The 20,338-nt window shown below is 65.9% G+C and carries 17 protein-coding genes; 11 read left to right on the top strand and 6 right to left on the bottom strand.

All coding sequences use genetic code 11. From position 1 onward, the window contains the following. The first annotated feature begins 10 nt into the window (after positions 1-10). Together HNS03_RS13150 and cobJ are read left to right on the top strand one after the other, a co-directional pair. The gene (locus HNS03_RS13150; protein WP_367195927.1) at positions 11-754 is read left to right on the top strand and encodes a precorrin-2 C(20)-methyltransferase; all 744 of its coding nucleotides are present in this window, start codon (positions 11-13) and stop codon (positions 752-754) included. Continuing rightward, positions 751-1,512: a precorrin-3B C(17)-methyltransferase gene (gene cobJ / locus HNS03_RS13145; protein ID WP_367195925.1), complete on the top strand. Its 762-nt coding sequence runs from the start codon at positions 751-753 to the stop codon at positions 1,510-1,512. Before HNS03_RS13150 ends, cobJ begins: the two co-directional genes overlap by 4 nt. Here the strand turns inward: cobJ and HNS03_RS13140 are convergent. After that, entirely contained in the window at positions 1,479-2,240 is a 762-nt protein-coding gene (locus HNS03_RS13140) for a cobalt-precorrin-6A reductase (protein ID WP_367195924.1), read from the bottom strand. The genes cobJ and HNS03_RS13140 overlap by 34 nt on opposite strands. On the opposite strand from HNS03_RS13140, the gene cbiE reads away from it, so the two are divergent. The 3 genes from cbiE to cobM are packed head-to-tail and all read left to right on the top strand — an operon-like array spanning position 2,239 to position 4,645. After that, the gene (cbiE, locus tag HNS03_RS13135) at positions 2,239-3,492 is read left to right on the top strand and encodes a precorrin-6y C5,15-methyltransferase (decarboxylating) subunit CbiE (RefSeq protein WP_367195922.1); all 1,254 of its coding nucleotides are present in this window, start codon (positions 2,239-2,241) and stop codon (positions 3,490-3,492) included. The genes HNS03_RS13140 and cbiE overlap by 2 nt on opposite strands. Next, a complete protein-coding gene (locus tag HNS03_RS13130) occupies positions 3,489-3,869 on the top strand; it encodes a cobalamin biosynthesis protein (protein ID WP_367195921.1) in 381 nt (126 codons plus the stop codon). The genes cbiE and HNS03_RS13130 overlap by 4 nt, the downstream gene beginning before the upstream one ends. Then, positions 3,866-4,645, top strand: a complete 780-nt coding sequence (cobM, locus tag HNS03_RS13125; protein ID WP_367195920.1) for a precorrin-4 C(11)-methyltransferase — start codon at positions 3,866-3,868, stop codon at positions 4,643-4,645. The genes HNS03_RS13130 and cobM overlap by 4 nt, the downstream gene beginning before the upstream one ends. Before the next feature lie 2 nt (positions 4,646-4,647). Here the strand turns inward: cobM and HNS03_RS13120 are convergent, their stop codons facing one another. Further along, positions 4,648-5,757, bottom strand: a complete 1,110-nt coding sequence (locus tag HNS03_RS13120; protein WP_367195919.1) for a cobalt-precorrin-5B (C(1))-methyltransferase — start codon at positions 5,755-5,757, stop codon at positions 4,648-4,650. Positions 5,758-5,810: 53 nt separating this feature from the next. Here HNS03_RS13120 and cobA point away from each other — a divergent pair, with 53 nt between their 5' ends. The 6 genes from cobA to HNS03_RS13090 all read left to right on the top strand — a co-directional run bounded on the left by cobA (position 5,811) and on the right by HNS03_RS13090 (position 13,879). After that, positions 5,811-6,602: a uroporphyrinogen-III C-methyltransferase gene (gene cobA / locus HNS03_RS13115; protein WP_367195917.1), complete on the top strand. Its 792-nt coding sequence runs from the start codon at positions 5,811-5,813 to the stop codon at positions 6,600-6,602. Beyond that, complete coding sequence (locus tag HNS03_RS13110; RefSeq protein WP_367195915.1) at positions 6,599-7,921, top strand: cobyrinate a,c-diamide synthase; 1,323 nt, start codon at positions 6,599-6,601, stop codon at positions 7,919-7,921. Before cobA ends, HNS03_RS13110 begins: the two co-directional genes overlap by 4 nt. A 100-nt stretch (positions 7,922-8,021) precedes the next feature. Then, positions 8,022-8,939 carry a pca operon transcription factor PcaQ gene (gene pcaQ, locus HNS03_RS13105; RefSeq protein ID WP_367195913.1) on the top strand — a complete coding sequence of 306 codons (918 nt, stop codon included), beginning with the start codon at positions 8,022-8,024 and terminating at the stop codon, positions 8,937-8,939. A gap of 92 nt (positions 8,940-9,031) precedes the next feature. Beyond that, positions 9,032-10,039 carry a TAXI family TRAP transporter solute-binding subunit gene (locus HNS03_RS13100; RefSeq protein WP_367195911.1) on the top strand — a complete coding sequence of 336 codons (1,008 nt, stop codon included), beginning with the start codon at positions 9,032-9,034 and terminating at the stop codon, positions 10,037-10,039. A gap of 199 nt (positions 10,040-10,238) precedes the next feature. Then, on the top strand, positions 10,239-12,209 hold the full coding sequence (locus HNS03_RS13095; RefSeq protein WP_367195910.1) for a TRAP transporter permease: 1,971 nt from the start codon (positions 10,239-10,241) through the stop codon (positions 12,207-12,209). Beyond that, positions 12,209-13,879, top strand: coding sequence for a sulfatase-like hydrolase/transferase (locus HNS03_RS13090; protein WP_367195908.1), 1,671 nt, complete (start codon positions 12,209-12,211; stop codon positions 13,877-13,879). The genes HNS03_RS13095 and HNS03_RS13090 overlap by 1 nt, the downstream gene beginning before the upstream one ends. Before the next feature lie 39 nt (positions 13,880-13,918). Here HNS03_RS13090 and HNS03_RS13085 read toward each other — a convergent pair whose 3' ends face one another. The 4 genes from HNS03_RS13085 to HNS03_RS13070 are packed head-to-tail and all read right to left on the bottom strand — an operon-like array spanning position 13,919 to position 20,260. Next, the gene (locus HNS03_RS13085; RefSeq protein ID WP_367195906.1) at positions 13,919-15,217 is read right to left on the bottom strand and encodes an aspartate aminotransferase family protein; all 1,299 of its coding nucleotides are present in this window, start codon (positions 15,215-15,217) and stop codon (positions 13,919-13,921) included. Then, positions 15,214-16,554: an aspartate aminotransferase family protein gene (locus tag HNS03_RS13080; RefSeq protein WP_367195905.1), complete on the bottom strand. Its 1,341-nt coding sequence runs from the start codon at positions 16,552-16,554 to the stop codon at positions 15,214-15,216. Before HNS03_RS13080 ends, HNS03_RS13085 begins: the two co-directional genes overlap by 4 nt. After that, on the bottom strand, positions 16,551-18,212 hold the full coding sequence (locus HNS03_RS13075; RefSeq protein WP_367195904.1) for a hydantoinase B/oxoprolinase family protein: 1,662 nt from the start codon (positions 18,210-18,212) through the stop codon (positions 16,551-16,553). The genes HNS03_RS13080 and HNS03_RS13075 overlap by 4 nt, the downstream gene beginning before the upstream one ends. Positions 18,213-18,229: 17 nt before the next feature. Next, complete coding sequence (locus tag HNS03_RS13070; RefSeq protein WP_367195902.1) at positions 18,230-20,260, bottom strand: hydantoinase/oxoprolinase family protein; 2,031 nt, start codon at positions 20,258-20,260, stop codon at positions 18,230-18,232. Between the last annotated feature and the right edge of the window lie 78 nt (positions 20,261-20,338).

Raw genomic sequence — 20,338 nt, 5'->3', positions numbered from 1 at the left:
CGGAGTGACCATGCCCGAAGCCACCTCTCCGACCCTGCTCTACGGCATCGGGCTTGGCCCCGGCAATCCCGACTACATGACCGTAAAAGCCCGCCGCCTGCTGGAGGAAGCCGATCTGCTGGTGCACTTCTGCAAGGCCGGTGTGCGTGGCAACGCGCGCACCATTGCCGATAAGGTAATCGGCGCCGATCCGGCCCGCGAGCTTGCGCTGGTCTATCCAGTGACCACTGAGGTTCCCGTCACCGATCCCACCTATCGCTGCGGCATCCACACCTTCTACGAGGACTGCGCCAACCGGCTTGCCGCCGAATTGAATGCCGGCCGGCGGGTCTCGGTGCTGTGCGAAGGCGACCCGTTCTTCTACGGCTCTTTCATGCATCTGTGGCGCCGGCTCGCGCCGCGCTTTCCGACCGAGGTGATCCCGGCTGTCAGCGGCATGTCGGCGGCCTGGACCCATGCCGAGGCGCCGATCACCTGGGGCGACGACGTCCTGACCGTGCTGCCGGGGACGCTTGGCGCCGATGACCTGACACGACGCCTGAAGGACACCGACGCGGCCGTGATCATGAAGCTCGGCCGACACCTGCCGAAGGTGCGTGCCGCGCTGCGCGCCGCCGGGCTGGAAGAGCGCGCGATCTACGCCGAACGCGCCTCGATGGCGGACGAGATCATCGTGCCGCTGTCGGAACGGTCCGACGATCCGGCCCCCTATTTCTCCATGATCCTGGTCCCCGGCAACGGGAGGCGGCTATGACCGGCCGGCTGACAGTCATCGGCCTTGGACCCGGCGACCCCCACTATCTGACCGCAGCGGCCAAGTCCGCCCTATTCGAGGCGACGGACCTGATCGGCTATCACGCCTACCTCGCCCGTGTGCCGGAGTGGGCTGGCCAGACCCGGCACGCCAGCGACAACCGCGTCGAGGTCGACCGGGCGCGGCACGCGCTCTCCCTTGCCGCGGATGGACGCCGGGTCGCCGTGGTCTCCGGCGGCGATCCGGGGGTGTTCGCCATGGCCGCCGCCGTGTTCGAGGCGCTTGAAGCCGGCCCGGTCGCGTGGCGCAGTCTGGACATTTCGATCGAGCCGGGCATCACGGCGATGCTTGCCGCCGCAGCCCGTGTCGGGGCGCCGCTCGGCGGCGATTTCTGCGCGATTTCGCTCTCCGACAATCTGAAGCCCTGGGAAGTCATCGTTCAGCGCCTGGACGCAGCGCTCTCGGTCGGCTTTGCCGTCGCGCTCTACAACCCGATCTCCAAGGCCCGACCCTGGCAACTGGATGCCGCGCTGGAAATCGCCCGCGCGCGCCTGCCGGCGCGCACGCCGGTCGTGCTGGCCCGCGCCGTCGGCCGCCCGGACGAGCGGATCGAGATCCTTCCTCTGTCGGACATGAAAGGCGACATGGCCGACATGGCGACGATTGTCATCATCGGCACGTCGACCACCCGGCTGATCGACCGCGAGGGCGCACCGCCCTTCGTCTACACGCCCCGTTCCGTGGAGCCGCCGGCATGAGCGGCAACGAAGGAGACCGCTGCATCGAGCGCGCCGGTTGCCTCCATGTCGGCCATCGGCGGGCGGCGGACCATCACCACCGGCAACGCGAGCGCGCGCGCCGCGGCGATCTTGCCGTAGGTGGCATCGCCGCCAGAATGTTTGGTCACAAGCAGCTCGATGCGATGATCAGCCAGCGTCTTGGCTTCGGCGTCCTCGGAGAACGGGCCACGCGCTTCGATCACGGTCAGATCCGGGATCGGCAGCGCGTCGCCCACCGGCTCGATCGTGCGCACCAGATAGGCGTGCTGCGGAGCCGCGGCGAAGTGGGCAAGTTCGAGACGTCCCACCGTCAGGAACACACGGCGGGACGCTTCGCCCAGGGCACCGACCGCATCGGCAACGCTGTCGACCTCGACCCAGCGATCGCCGGGCTGGCGCGGCCACTCGGGCCGGCGATAGGCAAGCGCCGCCACGCCGGTTTCCCTTGCCGCCAGCGCCGCGTTGAACGAGATCCGCGCCGCGAAGGGATGGGTGGCGTCGACCAATGCCGTCACGCCGATTTCGCGAATGAAGCGGATCAGCCCGTCCGCCCCGCCGAAGCCGCCGACACGGGTTGGGACCGGCTGGGCCCGGGGTGCGCTGGTCCGTCCGGCCAGCGACAGGAGAAGGCCGGTCAGACCGGCATCCGCACAGGCTTTCGCCAAGGCCGAGGCTTCGCTGGTGCCACCGAGGATGAGAACTGTCATGGCTGAGTTCTCTCCGACAGACGCGCTAAAGTCGAGCACCGTTGTGAGCAGGCCCTGGCTTTCGATCGTGGGGATCGGTGAGGACGGCCGCGCCGGGCTGTCACCGGCCGCCCTCGCAGCGCTGGAAGGCGCCAAGTTCGTCGTCGGCGGTCGCCGGCATCTGGAGCTTGCCGGCCCGCTGAAGGCGGAAACCACATCCTGGCCGAGCCCGATCGACGACGGCTATGCCGCGATCCTGGAGCGGCGCGGCAGCCCGGTCTGCGTACTGGCGACCGGCGATCCGTTCCATCACGGGGTCGGCAGCACGCTGGCCAAGCATGTCGCCCCCGACGAGATGATCTGCTTTCCCCAGGCCTCGTCCTTCTCGCTCGCCGCGGCGCGAATGGGCTGGGCACTGCAGGACTGCGTTGCGATCAGTCTGCACGGACGCGCGCTTACACGGATCGTGCCCTCGCTGCACCCGCGTGCGCGAATCCTGGCGCTCTCCTGGGACGCCACGACGCCGGCGCATCTCGCTGCGCTTCTGACCGAGACCGGCTTTCCGGCCTCCCACCTCACCGTGCTGGAGCGCATGGGCGGACCGTACGAGCGGCGGCGGACAACGACAGCGGACGCCTTCGACCTCGCCGACATCGACGCCCTCAACCTTATCGCCGTCGAAGTGGTCGCGCGCCCGGATGCGCGCATCGTGCCGCTGACGCCCGGTCTGCACGACGGCTGGTTCGAGAGCGACGGCCAGATCACAAAGTCGGACATTCGCGCGCTCACGCTGCAGGCGTTGCGTCCCACGATGGGCGAAACGCTCTGGGATATCGGCGCCGGCTCCGGTTCGGTCGCGATCGAATGGACTGTCCGTCATCTCGCTAACCGCGCTTACGCGATCGAAGCCGAGCCGGAGCGTGCCGCGCGCATCGGCCGCAACGCAGAGCGGTTCGGCGCCACCGGGCTTGATGTGATCGTCGGACGCGCGCCGGCAGCGCTTGCGGATCTCCCTCGCCCCGACGCCGTCTTCATCGGAGGGGGGCTAACCACCGAGGGCGTGTTCGAGACCGCCTGGGAGGCGCTTGACCCCGGCGGCCGACTGGTCGCCAATGCCGTCACGCTGGAAAGCGAGGCCCGGCTGCAGGCGCTGTTTGCCGCCCACGGGGGTTCGATGCGACGGATTTCGATCGCCCGGCTCGACCCGGTCGGCCGCTTCCACGGCTGGCGGCCGGCCATGCCGGTCACCCAGTGGCAGGTGGTGAAACCATGATCGCCGCCGGAATCGGACTGCGCGATAGCGCCAACGCGTCGGAACTCGCAGCGCTCTACGACCAGGCGTGTGCTCTGGCGGGAATCTCATCGGAGACCGTCGGCTGCCTGGCCACTCTCGCCCAGCGCGCCGTGCATCCCGCCGTGCAGACCCTTGCTGCCCGCCACGGCCTCCCGGTCCGATCGCTCTCGGACGCGGAGCTTCAGGCCGCCGACGCGCGGGTCGCGACCCGTTCGGCACGGATCGAAGCCCGCCACGGCGTGGGGTCGGTCGCGGAAGCCGCCGCCCTTGCCGCCGCCGGCCCGAATGCGGCGCTCATTCTGCCCCGTATCACCTCGCCGGCGGCCACCTGCGCCCTTGCCAGGAGCGAGCCATGACCGTCCACTTCATCGGCGCCGGGCCCGGCGCCGCCGATCTCATCACCGTGCGCGGCCGCGATCTGATCGCCTCAGCCCCGGTCTGCCTCTACGCCGGCTCCGTCGTCGCGCCAGAGATGTTGAGCTGGTGCCCGCCTGAGGCAGAAAAGATCGACACCGCGCCGCTCGACCTCGACGCCATCATCGGCCACATGCAGCGCGCCCATGCCGCATGCAAGGACGTGGTGCGGCTCCACTCCGGCGACCTGTCGGTCTGGAGCGCTGTCGGCGAGCAAATGCGCCGACTCGATGCGCTCGGAATCCCCTACGATCTGACACCCGGCGTTCCCGCTTTCGCCGCCGCAGCCGCCGCACTTCAGGTGGAGCTAACCGTGCCGGAAGTGGCCCAGTCGCTGGTGCTGACCCGCACGTCCGGCCGGGCAACGAAGATGCCGGCGTCGGAAACACTGGCCGCCTTCGGCGCGACCGGAGCGACGCTCGCGATCCATCTCTCCATCCATGTGCTGGACAAGGTCGTCGCCGAACTCGTTCCGCACTACGGTGCGGACTGCCCTGCCGCGATCGCGTTCCGGGCCTCCTGGCCGGAAGAGCGGATCGTGCGCGCAACGCTCGGGTCGCTGATCGAGGCACTCGCCGACGCTCCGATCGAACGCTCCGCGACCATCTTCGTCGGCCGCGCCCTGTCGCCCGGCGCCTTCCGCGAAAGCGCGCTCTATTCCGCCGGCTACGACCGCCGCTTCCGCCCCCGCCACCAGCCGGAGGGCAGCGCCGAATGACCTTACCCGCCCTTCGCCGGCCGCATCGGACTGCGCGCCACCAGCACGCCCTTGCGGTCAAAAATCGCGACCTCCAGCGCCATCGCCTCATCGCGCAGGGCGCGCGCAGCGGTCTCCCAAGCACGCCCCGCGATCAAATCGCCGACCGGTACGTCGGCCTGACGCGCCTCCTCCAACACCTGATTAGCGGTGTTGGCCTCGCGCGCGGCCGCGACCAGAGCCGCATCGCCGCCCGCTTCGCCAACCCGTTCGGCCAGCCAATCGAAATCGACCCGGCCGGACCGCGAATGCAGATCGAGAAGTCCCTGGCCGAGCTTCACGATCTTGGCGAAGCCGCCGGCAATGGTGATCCTTTCGACCGGATGACGCCGCAGATATTTCAGCATGCCGCCCGCGAAATCGCCCATGTCGATCAACGCGATGTCCGGCAAATCGTAGAGCCGTTGCACGGCTGCCTCGGAAGTTGCGCCGGTCGATCCGGCAATATGGGTCAGCCTCTCGGCGCGGGCGACGTCGATGCCGCGATAGATGGAGTGGATCCAGGCCGCGCAGGAAAACGGCACGACAATGCCGGTGGTGCCCAGCACCGACAGCCCGCCGAGGATGCCGAGCCGCGGATTGAGCGTCTTTTCGGCGATCCGTGCACCGTCGCGAATACCAATCGCAACCACCACATCCGAAGGCCCGCCGGTTTCCGTCGCGGCCTCCGAGATCGCGGTCGCGATCATCTTGCGCGGCACCGGGTTGATGGCGGGCTCGCCAACGGCAAGCGGGAGGCCGGGCCGGGTCACCGTACCGACCCCCTCGCCCGCTTCGAACACGACGCCGACACCCGGCGGCGCGGCGCGGACAGTCGCAGTCACCAGCGCCCCATGGGTCACGTCGGGATCGTCGCCGGCGTCCTTGACCACGCCGGCCCAGGCCCCATCCTCAGCCGCGCCATGGCAGGCGGCGGCGAATGTCGGCCGGTCGCCGGATGGCAGCGTGATCGGCACCATCGCGGGGAAATCGCCGGTTCGCCAGCCGACATAGGCGATCTTGGCCGCCGCCGTCGCACAGCTTCCCGTCGTCCAACCTCGCCTGAGCGGTCCTTTCGGAAGATCCTCGTCCATGGCTCGGGTTATAGTCGCCGTCTCGTCCGGCGTCAGCGCAAGGAGATGCGATCGTGACGCTCGACCATCTAACACCACCGTTCGAACCGGGCACCGTCTGGCTCGCCGGCGCGGGTCCGGGTGATCCTGGCCTCATCACCATCCACACCGTAAATGCGCTCCGGCGCGCGGATGTGATCGTCTACGACGCGCTGGTGGACAAGCGCATTCTAGACCTCGCCGCGCCGACAGCCAGCCTGGAATATGCCGGCAAGCGCGGCGGCAAGCCATCGCCCGCCCAGCGCGACATTTCCGAGCGGCTGATCGAACTCGCCCGCGCCGGCAAGCGGGTCCTGCGACTGAAAGGCGGCGACCCGTTCGTGTTCGGGCGCGGCGGCGAGGAAGCGCTGACCTTGACCTCCGCCGACGTGCGCTTCCGGATCATTCCGGGCGTCTCCAGCGGGTTGGCCGGGATCGCCGTCCACGGCATTCCCGCCACCACGCGCGACACCAATCATGCCGTCGTGCTGGCGACCGGCCATGCAGCCGACGACCAGACGCTGGAATGGGCGGCCCTTGCCCGCACCGGCGCGCCGATCGTACTCTATATGGCGGTCGCCAAGATGCCGACCATCGTAAAGGGTCTGATCGAGGGCGGGCTTTCCCCCGACACCGCCGCGATCGCCGTCCACGCGGCCACCACCGAAGGCGAGCAGGTGGTCGAAACCACGCTTGCGGAGCTGCCCGGGCTCGCCGCCGACGGCGCCATCCGCTCGCCTGCCGTAGTGGCGATTGGCGCCATCGCCGACTTCCGTGCGCGGATCGTCTCCCATCTCCTGTGCCAGCGCTCGGAAACCGACGCATGACGGTCCCCAACGGTCTCCTGATCGCCGCGCCGCGCTCCGGCTCGGGCAAGAGCACGGTCACGCTCGGCCTGCAGCGCGCGCTCGCCCGGCGCGGCATGAAGGTGCGGGGCGTGAAATCCGGTCCCGACTATATCGACACGGCCTTTCATGCCGCCGCCACCGGCCGGCCGGCGATCAATCTCGATTCCTTCGCCATGTCGGACGCGACCATGGCCGGTCTGGTTGCCGCGAGCTCCCCCGACACCGATCTTTTCGTCGCCGAAGGCTCCATGGGTCTCTTCGACGGGGTGCGCGGCGCGAGCGGGCATACCGGCGCCAGCGCCGATGTGGCGGCCCTGATGGGCTGGCCGGTGATCCTGGTTCTGGACGTCGCCGGTCACGCCCAATCGGCGGCTGCCACAGCGCTCGGCTGCGCGCGCTTCGATCCGCGCATCGAGGTCGCCGGCGTGATCCTCAACAACGTGGCGAGCGAACGTCATCGTCGGCTGGTCGGGGTCGGGTTCGAACAGATCGGGGTCCCGATCCTGGGCGCGCTCGACCGCGACAAGACTTTGACGCTGCCCGAGCGCCATCTGGGCTTGGTCCAGGCCGGCGAAACCGACGATCTCGAGGCCCGGCTGGAGCGGCTTGCCGACACCGTGGCGGCCGCCGTCGATCTCGACGCCATGGTCGCTGCCGCGCAGCCGACCCGGACGGTTGCCGGCACCGATCAGACAGCGCTGCGCCCGCCTGGCCAGCGGATCGCGCTCGCCCGCGACCGGTCGTTCTCCTTCGTCTACGAGCACATTCTCGCCGGCTGGCGTCAGGCGGGAGCGGAAATCGTGCCCTTCTCGCCGCTGGCCGACGAAGCCCCGCCTTCCGATTGCGACTGCTGTTGGCTGCCCGGCGGTTATCCGGAGCTACACGCGGGCGCACTCGCCGCCGCCGACGTCTTTCTTTCCGGGCTACGCGCGTTCGCCGAAAGCCGGCCTGTCCACGGCGAGTGCGGCGGCTACATGGTGCTCGGCCGCACGCTGGAGGATGCCGACGGCATCATCCACGCCATGGCCGACCTGCTTCCAGTCGAGACCAGCTACGCCAAACGCAAACTGCATCTGGGTTATCGGATCGCGGAGATCGTACAGGAGACGAGCTTCGCGCCAGCCAGCACGCGACTGGTCGGCCACGAATTCCACTACGCCGCGATCACCGCGTTCGATCCCGATCCCGCACTCGCCTTCGCGACCGTCACCGACGCCGAGGGCCGCGATCTCGGCACGGCCGGCCACCGGATCGATCGCGTATCAGGAAGCTTCTTCCACGCCATCGCCGCCCGATAGCCCGCCACCACCGCGATTGCGGCACTGTGGCGTTCGCTTGCCGGGCCCACGACGCGCCTGTACGCTGATAGCGTAATCGCTATGCAGCGAGCGCCCTCTCGTGTTCCAAACAAAGATCAAGCTTCGCCATCTGCAGTGCTTCATCGAGATCGCGCGCGAGCGCAACGTCACCCAGGCCGCGCAGAAGCTTTCGACGGTTCAGCCCGCATTGTCGCGCACGTTGAAAGAACTGGAAGACGAACTCGGCACCCGTCTGTTCCAACGCACCCGTGACGGCCTCGTTCTGACGGAGGCAGGCGAAACCCTTTACCGTTACGCCTTCAACGGCATGCAACAGGTCAAGGAAGGGCTGGAGCGGGCCGCCGGCGAGGGTCCGGGCGAAATCGTCTCCCTGGGCGTTCTTCCCAATGTTAGCCGCCGGGTGCTGCCGACGGCGATCGCGGACTTCAAGAAGGCCCACCCCGACACCCGGATCCGGGTCGTCACCGGCACCAATGCCGACCTTCTCATCAAACTCCGCGCCGGCCGGCTGGACTTCGTGCTTGGCCGCATGGCCGATCCCGAAACCATGAAGGGTCTCAGCTTCGAACTCCTGTTTCACGAATCGATCGTGTTCGCATCCCGCACCGGCCATCCGCTCGCCGCCGCGGACCAGGTTTCGCTCGCGGAAGTGAACGCCTATCCCGTCATCATTCCCCTGCCGGAAACGATCATCCGCGCCGAGCTCGACCGCTATATGATCTCGAACGGCTTTCCGGAATTCGACGACGTCATCGAGACCGTCTCGTTCGACTTCGCCCGCCCCTATGTCGAGAATACCGACGCGATCGCGATCCTGCCCCGCAGCGCGGTCCGGCCCGAGCTGGAGGCCGACACGATGGTCATGCTGGCGGTCCCTTCGTCAGAACTCAAAGGCCCTGTCGGGCTGACATTCTTGCCGGGACATCCAATCCGCACGCGGACACAACGTCTGCTCGGGATTATCCGGAAGATCGTCGACGAGCGCCGCGTGCTATAGCAATTTCGATATGACTTTCGCCACATCGGCATTTTACGCCCTTTGAGGCGGCTTCTATCCTCCATGAAAACCAGAAAGATGGGAGGAACGACATGAAGCGTCTTCTGGGCGGCCTGTTCGCGGTCGCATGTTTCACATCGCTCGCTGCGCCTGTTTCCGCCGATACCTACAGTATCGAAGGTGCAAGCGCGGCCTCTTTGACCGGGATCGTGCCGCAGACGCTGGCGCAATATACCGCCAAGGAAGGCGTCGATCTTCAGGTCGTGCTGGGCCAGACCCTCACCAAATCCGCCCTGAAGGTCGCAGCGAAGAAGCTCGACCTCGCGGTGGTGCCGCCGCCGGCCTTCGCCGCCATGAAGCGCGGCGCCGGTCCTTATGCCGGACAGGCAGAGCAGGCCAAGAAGCTGTCGCAGAATGTGCGCACGCTCTTCGGCTTTCCCGGCGGAACGTTCCAGGCAATTGCCTGGGCCGATGGCGACGTCCAGACCTGGGAAGACATCAAAGGCAAGCGCATCTATATCGGCCCGCCCGCCGGCGCAGCCGGCCCTCAGATCGTTAACCTGATCAAGGTTGCGTCCGGCTATGAAGAAGGCAAGGACTACGAAGGGATCAAGGCGCCGTGGGGCGCGGCCCAGCAGTCGTTCCAGGACGGCCAGTTCGACGTCTATGTCGCCGCCGCCGCTATCGGCCAGCAAACGCTGACCGAGCTCAGCCTGCAGCGGGAGATCGTGATCCTCGGCGTACCGGAAGAGATCGTCGAGTCACCGGCCTGGCAGACCTATCTGGAGGATTATGCCGTCGATACCGCCACGATCCCGGCTGGAACATATTCCGGACAGGCCAATGGCGATCAAGCGCTGAAGACGGCGGTCACGACCATGATGGTCGCCACCAACACCGACCTACCGGACGAGGCTGCCTACGAGATCACGAAGGCCTATTGGCAGAATATCGACGAGATGAAGGCCGGCAACGCACTGCTGCGTCAGATCGATCCGAATCGTCCCTTTGCCGGCGTGAACGCCCCGCTGCATCCGGGCGCATTGCGCTATTATCGCGAAGCGGGCATTGAAGTACCGGAACGGCTGATCGCCAACTGAAGACCCTGCGAAAATGGCAGAAGTCGGCCGATCGTCCGGCTTCTCGCCCACGCGACATACGGCCGCCATCCTTTTCGTCCGCTTCGATAGAGGAATGGCCCAGCAGCTTGGCAGCACGTTCGCCCGGCCGCGCGCCGGCGACTTTTGCAATCGACCGCCTTTTTCGCCGACCCGTCCAGCCTCGATCGAGCATCCGACCATGTTCAGCATCTCGGACTCCGCCGCAAAGCGGCTCTTGCAGGCCGCCCTTGCCGCAACCGGCTTGTTTGTCGCGCTTGCCGGCATGGCGAACGTGCTGCCAAGCTTCGGTAATCTGCCCCGGATCGGTCCGTTTGCGATCGAGTGGTTCCGCCCGCTCTTCTTTTTCGCCAGCATAGTCGCCGTGATCCTCGCTCATTTGCTGGCCCGCCAAAGGCAAGGACACGGTCGCTGGTATGTGAGCCTGGGCTACGCAGCTCTTGTCGTCCTCACCGGCTGGGTCTGCTACGACTACTACGTTCTCGGTCGGATCATGGCGGATTCGATCGTGTTCTTCTCCTGGCGTGATGCAGCGGTTGCTACGCTTGCCGCGGCCATCGGCATCTGGACCTGCTTCATCGTCTGGGGAGCGCCAATCGCCATTCTTGGCTTGATCGCGTTCCTCTATCTCGCGACCGGGCAATATTGGCCGGGCTTCCTGCAGACAGTGCCCACCAGCATTCCCGAACTCGTCGCCCAGAACATCTGGTTCGACGCCGATCAGGGCATCCTGGGTAGCATTCTAGGTATCGTGCTCTCCACGGTGCTGCCCTTCATCATTCTCGGCGCGATTTTGGAAGGATGCGGCGCCGGCGATTCCATGATCCGCATTTCCTTCTCTCTGATGCGCAAGTTTCGCGGCGGACCAGCCTATGCCGCGATCGCCGCTTCCGCCCTGTTTGGGACCGTTTCCGGCAGTGCCGTCGCCAATGTCGTCGGTACCGGCGTCGTCACCATCCCGATGATCCGCCGGCGCGGCTTCGCCCCCAACTTCGCCGGCGCGGTGGAGGCTACGGCCTCCACCGGCGGCCAGATCCTACCGCCGATCATGGGGGCCGCCGCCCTGGTGATGGCCGACTATGTCGGGGTCAGCTATCTGACCGTCATCATCGCGGTTCTGATCCCGGCGATCGCCTACTATGCCAGCCTCGCGCTCGCGGTCTATTTCGAAGCCAACCGACTTGGCGTCGAGGCAAGCGAGGACGACGAGGCGATGTCGGTGGAGCGACAGGACTGGCTCAATCTCGTCCTGGTGTTCGCTCCTATCGGGCTCATCGTGTGGCTGCTGGTCTCAGGGCTCTCGCCGGCGGGCGCCTCAATCGCCGCGATCTTCCTGCTGATCCCGTTGAGCTTCATCAACCCTGAAATCCGGCGCAAGCCGGTGCGGCTCGTTGGCGCCCTTGCCCGTGGCGGTACGACTGTCGCCCAACTCGTCACAGCGATCGCTGTGGTGGGGATCGTCGTCTCGACCCTCTCGGCAACCGGAATGCCGACAAAGTTCGCCGTGCTTCTGTCCAGCGCCGGCGAGACCTCGCTGCTTGCCGCCCTGGCCATCTCTGCGGCCGGCTGCATCGTGCTGGGCATGGGTATGCCCACGCTCCCGGCCTATATCGCCATCGTTGCGATCATGGGTCCGACCCTTCAGCGCTTCGGATTGGAGCCCCTGACCTCCCACATGTTCGTTTTCTTCTTCGGCGTGGCTTCAGTCATCACACCACCCGTGGCGATCGCAGCGTACGCTGCCGCCGCCGTTTCGGGTGGCAAGCCGATCGCAACGGCTGTGGCGAGCTCCCGCCTTGGCGCGATGATCTTCATCATCCCATTCGCTTTCGTCTACAATCCGATCCTGCTCCTCGTCGATGCCGCCGGCGCGAACGTCACCCCAGTTGCGCTCGTGCTTGCGATCGGCCGGCTTGTGCTGGCGCTCTATCTGTGCACAAGCGGTCTTGGCGGGTTCGATCGCACCCGGCTCGGTGTGTTTGAGCGCGCCGCGCGTCTCGCCGCGACGGTCCTCCTGTTGTCACCGGTCACATCGTGGCAAGCCGCCGGCGCCGCGATCGGTCTTGTCGCTCTTGCCTGGCATCTCCTTCGAGCCGCCCAGCCCCCCACCCCGGAGAACCGATCCACCATGAAGCAGCCAGAGGTCTCGTGATGTCCGAAATCAAAAACATTCTTTTCATCATGTTCGACCAGCTGCGGTTCGACTATCTGGGCTGCGCCGGCCATCCGCACCTGAAGACGCCGCACATCGATCGCTTCGCCGAAAAGGCGGTGCGCTTCACCCGCACCTATGTGCAATCGCCGATCTGCGGGTCCTCGCGGATGAGCTTCTATACCGGCCGCTACGTTCACAGCCATGGCGCCCAGCGCAACAACTTCCCTCTCAAGGTGGGCGAGCACACCCTGGGCGACCACTTGCGCGCCAACGGTATGGACGCCTGGCTGGTCGGCAAGACCCATATGGAAGCCGACGCCAAAGGGCTGGAGCGGCTCGGGATCGCGCCGGATTCGGTGATCGGCGCGCGGCTTGCCGAATGCGGGTTCGACGTCTTCGTGCGCGACGACGGGCTGTGGGCGGAAGGGCCGGACGGCTTCTACGATTCCCGCCGTTCGCCCTACAACGAATATTTGAAGTCCAAGGGCTATCCGACCGAAAATCCCTGGAACAAATTCGCCAACGCCGGCCTCGATGAAGACGGCGAGATCGCGTCGGGCTGGCTGATGAAAAATTCGCCGCTGCCCGCCAACATCCGGGAAGAGGATTCCGAAACGCCCTGGCTCACCAGCGAGTGCATCCGTTTCCTGGAAGAACGCAAGGACGACGAGCGGCCCTGGCTGTGCCACCTCTCCTACATCAAGCCGCACTGGCCCTATATCGTACCTGCCCCCTACAACGACATGTACGGGCCGGAGCACGTGATCCCGGCGGTGAAGGACGAGGCGGAAAAGCAGAAGCCGCATCCGGTCTACGGCGCTTACATGGACACGCTGATCGCCAAGAGCTTCTCCCGCGAAGACGTTCGCCACGACGTGATTCCGGCCTATATGGGCCTGATCGCCCAATGCGACGACCAGATGGGCCGGCTGTTCGCCTATCTGGAGGAAAGCGGACGGATGGACGACACCATGATCGTGCTCACCTCCGATCATGGCGACTATCTCGGCGACCACTGGCTCGGGGAGAAGAATTTCTTCCACGAGTGCACGGTGAAAATCCCGATGATCGTCTACGATCCGCGCGCGGCGGCGAACCCGACCCGCGGCACCACGTCGGACGCGCTGGTCGAAGCGATCGATCTCGCCGCCACCTTCGTGGAGGCGACCGGGGCCGAGGTGCCGGACCACATCCTGGAAGGCCGGTCGCTGGCGCCGCTCCTGCACGGCGAAACGCCGGAGGACTGGCGCGACGCAGTGATCTGCGAGTTCGACTATTCGACCACCCCGATGGCGACAAAGCTCGGCGTGGAGCTGCGCGACGCCCGCCTCTTCATGGTGTTCGACGGCCGATACAAGCTGATCCATGCGGAGGGTGGATTCCGGCCGATGCTGTTCGATCTCGAAACCGACCCGGACGAGTTCACCGATCTGGGCAAAAGCGCGGAGCACGCGGAGATCATCGACCGGCTCTACGTCAAGCTCGGCCAATGGGCCCGGCGGCTGTCCCAGCGCACCGCTCTCTCCGATGAGGAGGTCAGAGCCATGCTCGGCAAGAGCAACCGGCGCGGGATCCTGCTCGGCCTCTATGATGGCTCTGAAGTGCCCGAGGAGTGGTTGTCGGAGATCAAGGGACCTGCGCCGGCGAGCTATCTCGACCAGAGCTGAGAAACGCCGGATCCCGCGTTCTCGCCTGGCGCTCCGCGGTCATGCCTCCAGTGCTGAGGCGATCTCGTCCGCGACGATCGCCACCAGCCGGTCGGCAGCCTCGGAGAGGATGTCTGCCGTCATCGGCAACGACAGGAACAGATCGCCGCGCGGGGTCGTGGCGATCCCCTCGGCCAGCCCCCTGAGATGCACGAGCTGGCGCAGCCGATCGGTGGCCGGATCGAGGTCGGCGAGCCGAACCGGAGCGTTCTCGCCCACGTGCAGGCTGATCATCGAACCGAGACCACTCGCACGAACCGGCAGTCCGGCGTCGATGAGGCGTTGTGACAGGCTCTCGCGAAAACGTTCGCCAAAGGCGAAGAACGTGTCCGCCCGCTCAGCGGTGAACACTTGGGTCAGGCCGGTCAATCCACCGGCCATGGACAAGACGTTGTTGTTGAATGTACCCGCATGCTTGAGCGTGGCAGGGCGACCTGGATCGAACAGGCTCATCACTCGGTCGGTACCGCCGAACGCGCCGAACGGCAGCCCCGCACCTAGATATTTACCGAACGTGGTGAGGTCGGGCCGCACGTCGACCAGCCCCTGCACGCCGCCACTGCCGAGCCTGGAGGTCTTGACCTCGTCGAAGATCAAGAGAGCGCCAGACTGCGTCGAGAGATCCCGCAGGCCGCGCAGGAATTCCCGCTCGCCGGCGATATTGCCCGCAGCCCCCAGCACCGGCTCGACCAGTATGGCCGCGAGGCCGGCGGTGTGGGAGCCTGCGATTTCGACGGTGGCCGCGAGATCGTTGTAGGGCGCCAGCACGAAATCGAACGGCACGTTCATAGGGCTGCCGCCACCGGAAAAGGTCATGACCCCTCCGTGATAGGCCCCCTCGAACACCAGGATCTTATCCCGCCCGGTGGCGTGACGAGCAGCGAGCACCGCGAACAGGTTCGCTTCGGTGCCGGAATTGCAGAAACGGATCTTGTCCAGCGACGGAAAACGCGCGCAGAGGGCCGCCGCCAACTCTGCATCGTAAAGGTTCGGGCCCACAAGCGCCAAGCCATCGTCAAGCGCTTTGTGCTGAGCCGCACGGATAACCGGGTCTCCGTGGCCATAAAGCCCTGCGGAAAACTCGCCGGCGAAATCGAGATAGGTGTGCCCGTCGACATCTTCGATCCGACAGCCTTCGCCGCGCGCGATCACCATCGGGAACGGCTCGAAATGCAGAACCGAACGCGTGTTTCCGCCCGGCATCACGCGCACGGCTTGCGCCATTCGACGGCGACTTTCGGGCCGAGCCTCGGCGTAGCCGGCGCGCAGCGCGGCCAATCGATCGGAATAGGCGCTCATGTCCGCCCTATCTCCTTCAACGTCCGGGCAAGGCTGATTTCAAGCCGCCGCACGATCTCGTCGATGTCCGCGTCGCCGACAGTGAACGCTGGTGCCAACAGCACATGGTCGCCGTTGGTGCCGTCCACCGTTCCGCCCGAGGGATAAACCATCAGTCCCTCGTCCAGGGCGATCTGCTTGAGCCTGGCGTGCACAGCCAGGCGCGGATCGAAGGGCGTTGCCCGGGCACGATCGTCCACCAGCTCCAGACCAAGGAACAGCCCGCGCCCCCGAATATCGCCGACGTGAGGATGCTGTCCGAAGCTCGCCTCGAGCCGCGCCCTCAAACGTGCGCCCTTCTCCTGCACGCGGGCGAGCAGGCCATCCTCGTCGATGATCCGCTGCACGGCGAGCGCGGCGGCACACGCGATCGGATGCGCCATATAGGTGAAGCCCTGCAGCAGCACGCCCGAGCCCTGGGCGATGGCCTCCACCACCTTGTCGTGAACCACCACGGCGCCGATCGGCTGGTAGCCTCCGCCGAGCCCCTTCGCCATGGTCAGAAGATCCGGTACGGCACCGTCCTCCTCACAGGCGAACGCGTAGCCGGTGCGCCCGGCCCCGCACATCACTTCATCGAAAATCAGAAGCACGTCGTAGCGGTCGCAGATCTCGCGGATGCGTTTGAGGTAGCCGGAAACCGCCGGCGCACAACCGAGCGTCGCGCCCACCACCGGCTCGCAGACGAAGGCAGCGATACTGTCGGCGCCCTCGCGCAGGATTGCGCGCTCCAGCGAGGCCGCTGCCCGCTGGCCATATTCTTCCTCGCTCTCGTCGGCGTTCTGATTGCGAAAAGCGTAGCAGGGATCGACGAAACGGGCCGGAAACAGCATCGGCGCGTAGGGCAGGCTGCGCGGCTTGTTGCCGCCGATCGAGAGCGCTCCGAGGGTGCCTCCGTGATAGCTCTGCCGGCGTGCAATGACGGTGCGCTTTTCGGGCCGCCCGCGCTCGATCCACACTTGCCGGGCAAGCTTGAGCGCCGCTTCCACCGCCTCCGAGCCGCCGGAGCAATAAAGCACCCGCGAAAGTCCCTGCGGTGCCTTGGCGATCAGATAGTCGGCGAGCTCTTCCGCAGGTTCGTTGGTGAAAAAGGAATTATGGGCGAAGGCGACCTTTTCGAGCTGGGCATCGATTGCCGCCGTTACCCGGGGATCGCCATGGCCGATGGAGGAGACCGCCGCCCCGCCCGAGACCGCGTCAAGATAGCTGCGGCCTTCCGCATCCTTCAGCCATAGGCCTTCGGCATGGACGATCGAGGGCGGTGTCGTCGCAAGCTTACGATGCAGGACGTGGCTCATGCCTTATTATCCGAGGGATAGTAGCCGCGCACACGATCACGCTCGATCGCCTCGGCAGAGCGTTCCGACGACGGCCCGTAACCTCCGCCGCCGGGGGTCTCCACTTCGATCCAATCGCCGGCTTTCAGGACGAAGCCTTCGCCCTTGGAGAAGTGCTCCGGCGTGGTGATCTTGCCATCGTGGCCGACCGAGATCTCGTTCGGCGCACCGGCTTCGCCGCCAAGAATGCCGGGCGGCCCGAACCGGCCATGCTCCATCAGGAAGGAGGCCTTACCCTGGCCGCGCAGCAATCGAAGTCGGTAGTCGACCCCGAAACCGCCGCGGAAGCGCCCCGCTCCGCCGGAGCCTTCGCGCAATGCATAGCGCTCGAACAGGATCGGGTATCGCTGCTCCAGGATTTCCACAGGCTGGCTCTTGGAAATGCCGATCGTGGAGCAGCCATTGGTGAGCCCATCTCCAGCCCACCAGCCGCCGTATCCGCCGCCGGAGAAGTAGTACATGATGTAGTTCTCGCCGCGCTCGGGATCGTACCCTCCGAGGCTGAGATTGCCGCTGGTGCCCGCTGGCGCGGCAAACAGTCTGTCCGGGATCGCCTCCGACAGCGCCAGGAACACCGCCTCCATGATGCGCTGCGACACCTCCGCGGCACATCCGGCCACGGGGCGGGGATACTCGGCATAGATGAAGGTGCCCTTGGGCTTCTCCACCTGGATCGGGCGGAAGCAGCCGGCGTTCATCGGCACGTCCGGGAAGATGTGCTTGAGCGCGACATAGACCGAGGACAACGTCGTCGCCCACACCGAGTTCATCGGGCCAGCACACGGCGGACTCGACTTGGAAAAGTCGAAGGCGATGTCGGAGCCGGAGACGGTGATGGCGACGTTCACCTCCAGCGGCTGGTTCACGACGCCGTCGGAATCCATAAACGCGCTGGCGGCATAGGTCCCGTCCGGGATCGTCTCCAAATGCGCGCGCATCATCGCTTCAGAACGCGTTTCCAGCTCCGCGATCGCGGCCTCGACGACATCCTGGCCATAGCGATCAAGGAGCGTCGTCAGACGTTTGGCGCCAGTCGACAGCGCGGCGATCTGGGCCTTGATGTCACCGATCCGCTCTTCCGCGACGCGAATGTTGGCGAGCACCAGCTTTACCAGTTCCGGATCCATCACCCCCTTGCGGACCAGCTTGACCGGGGGAATGCGAAGCCCCTCCTGGTGGATCTCCGTCGCAGTGGAATTGAAGCCGCCTGGCACCATGCCGCCAGTGTCCGGCCAATGGCCGGTGTTAGCGAGATAGCACCACAATTTGCCGCGATAATAGAATGGGCGGACCATCTTCACGTCCATCAGATGGGTACCGCCGAGATAGGGATCGTTGACCAGCACGACGTCGCCGTCGTCGAGATCGTCGCGCTCGGCAATCACCGAGCGGGTCGTCTCCTGCATCACGCCGAGAAAAATCGGCAGGCCGAGAGCGCCCTGGGCGATGATGTGGCCGTCACCACGACCGTAGATCCCATTGGAACGGTCGAAGGCTTCCGAGATCACCGGCGAGAACGAGGTCTTCTCATGGACCAGATCCATCTCGCTGCAAACCTGCTGCAGCCCCTTTTCGATCACGGTGAGGGTAACGGGGTCGATGGCGGTGGCGTGGGTCATGGTCTTGTCCAACATGGTCAGCCGCGCAGTTCCACGACGATGTTCCCGATCTCGTCAATCCGGGCCGTGGAGCCGGGATCGAGCACCAGAGTCGAATCCGGTTGTTCGATGATGGCCGGCCCGTCGAACACGGCATCGGCCGGCAGCGCGTCGCGCGCATAAATCGGCGTGTCGAGCCAAGAGCCCGCATAGAAGACGCGGCGGATGCCACGGCGGGCGGCGTCGAGAGAACCCGCCTTCGGACGGAAGGCCGTGAGGTCTATGGGGTCGCGCGCACCGACCAGGGTCGTGCGCACGTTCATCAGCATCGGAACCATCTCCGGCAGCGACAGATCGAAACGTTCCTCGTAGGCAGCAACGAAGGCGGCGAGCAAACGCTCGCGATCGAAGCCGGTACCGTCGATCGGGATCTTCAAGACGTGCGACTGACCGCGGAACAGAAGATCGGCCTCGTGCTGGATCCGGACATCCGACACCGTCACCTTCTCGCGCTCAAGCAGCGCTCGTCCGGCCTCGGCCTGCGCCGACATGATCGCTTCGATCGCAAAGGTATCGAGCTCGGCAAGCGGCTGGTTGACGGTCTGGACGAAGTCATGGCGCACGTCGGCCAGGATGCAGCCGAGCGCGGAGGTAAGCCCCGGAAAGCGTGGCACAACCACACGCGGAATGCCGAGTTCGCGCGCAATCGCCACGGCATGCAGCGGACCGGCGCCACCGAACGGCATCAGCGCGAAGTCGCGCGGATCATGCCCTTTCTCAATCGAAATCAGCCGGATCGCTCCCGCAAGCTCCGAGATCGCCACATCGAGCACGGCCGATGCCGTTTGGATCGCATCAAACCCCAGCCGATCGCCGATCGTCCCGGTCATAGCGGCAGCAATCGCCTCAAGCGGAGCGCGGGCGTCACTGCCGGTCACCTGGTCGGGATTGAGGCGCCCCAACAGGAAGTTGGCATCAGTGATCGTGGGGTCGACGCCACCACGGCCATAGCCGATCGGTCCGGGAAAGGAGCCTGCGCTCTCCGGGCCGACGCGCAGCATGCCGGCCTTGTCGAGTCGGGCGATCGAGCCTCCCCCGGCGCCCACGGTGTGGATATCGATCATCGGTACGCGGATCGGAACGGCGTAGGCGAGATCCTTCTCCGCCGTGATCACCGGCTGGCCGCCCACCACCAGAGCCACGTCGAAGGATGTGCCGCCCATGTCGCCGGTGATAATGTTGTCGACCTTCGCCGCCTTGGCAATCTCCGCGGCGGCGAGCACGCCGGCGGCGGGGCCGGACATCACCGTCTGCACCGCCTGCTCGGCCACCAGCGAGGAGGCCATCATGCCCCCGTTCGCCTGCATGATCAGGAGTTCATGCTCAAAGCCCTTATCGGCAAGCTGGCCGGCGACGCTCTTGATATAGCGCGAGACCACCGGGCCGATGCCGGCATGAATCGCGGCAGTGGACGCACGCTCGAACTCCCGCACCTCGCGGATGATTTCGTGGCCGGCGACCACATGCTCGTTCGGCCAGATCTCCCGTACGATCTCCGCCGCACGCGCCTCGTGAGCATCGTTCACGTAGGAATGCAGGAAATGAACGACGACCGATTCCACTCCCGATGCAAGCAGCGCATGGGCGGCCGCGCGCACCTCGTCTTCGTCCAAAGCGACGACCACCCGCCCCTCTGCATCGACGCGCTCGCTCACCTCCAAACGGTTCTCGCGCGAAATCAGCGGCTCGAATTCGCCGGCAAGACCATAAGGCGTGGGTCGGGTCCGCCGACCGAGCTCGAGCGTGTCGCGAAAACCGCGCGTGGTGATCAGGCCGCAGACCGCGCCCTTGCGCTCCAGCACGGCATTGGTGCCCGCCGTCGTGCCGTGCACCAGCCAGTCAATCGCTCCCGCAGGGCTTCCGAGTTCCTCGATTCCCTGCAGAAAACCGCGCGAACGGTCGTCCACCGTGGTCGGGACCTTCGCGGTCCGAAAGCTGGACGAGGCGGAATCCAGAAGAAGGAAGTCGGTAAAGGTCCCGCCGACATCGACCCCGACGCTGATCGTCATTTGGCCCTCTGCTTGAAAAGTTCCGAAATTCGGAATAATATTTCGATTAATGATATTAGATATGACGCCGTGGTTGGT

Source organism: Amorphus sp. 3PC139-8 (assembly GCF_040750475.1).
Taxonomy (GTDB): Bacteria; Pseudomonadota; Alphaproteobacteria; order Rhizobiales; family Amorphaceae; genus Amorphus.
This window is presented reverse-complemented; position numbering and strand designations above follow the sequence as displayed.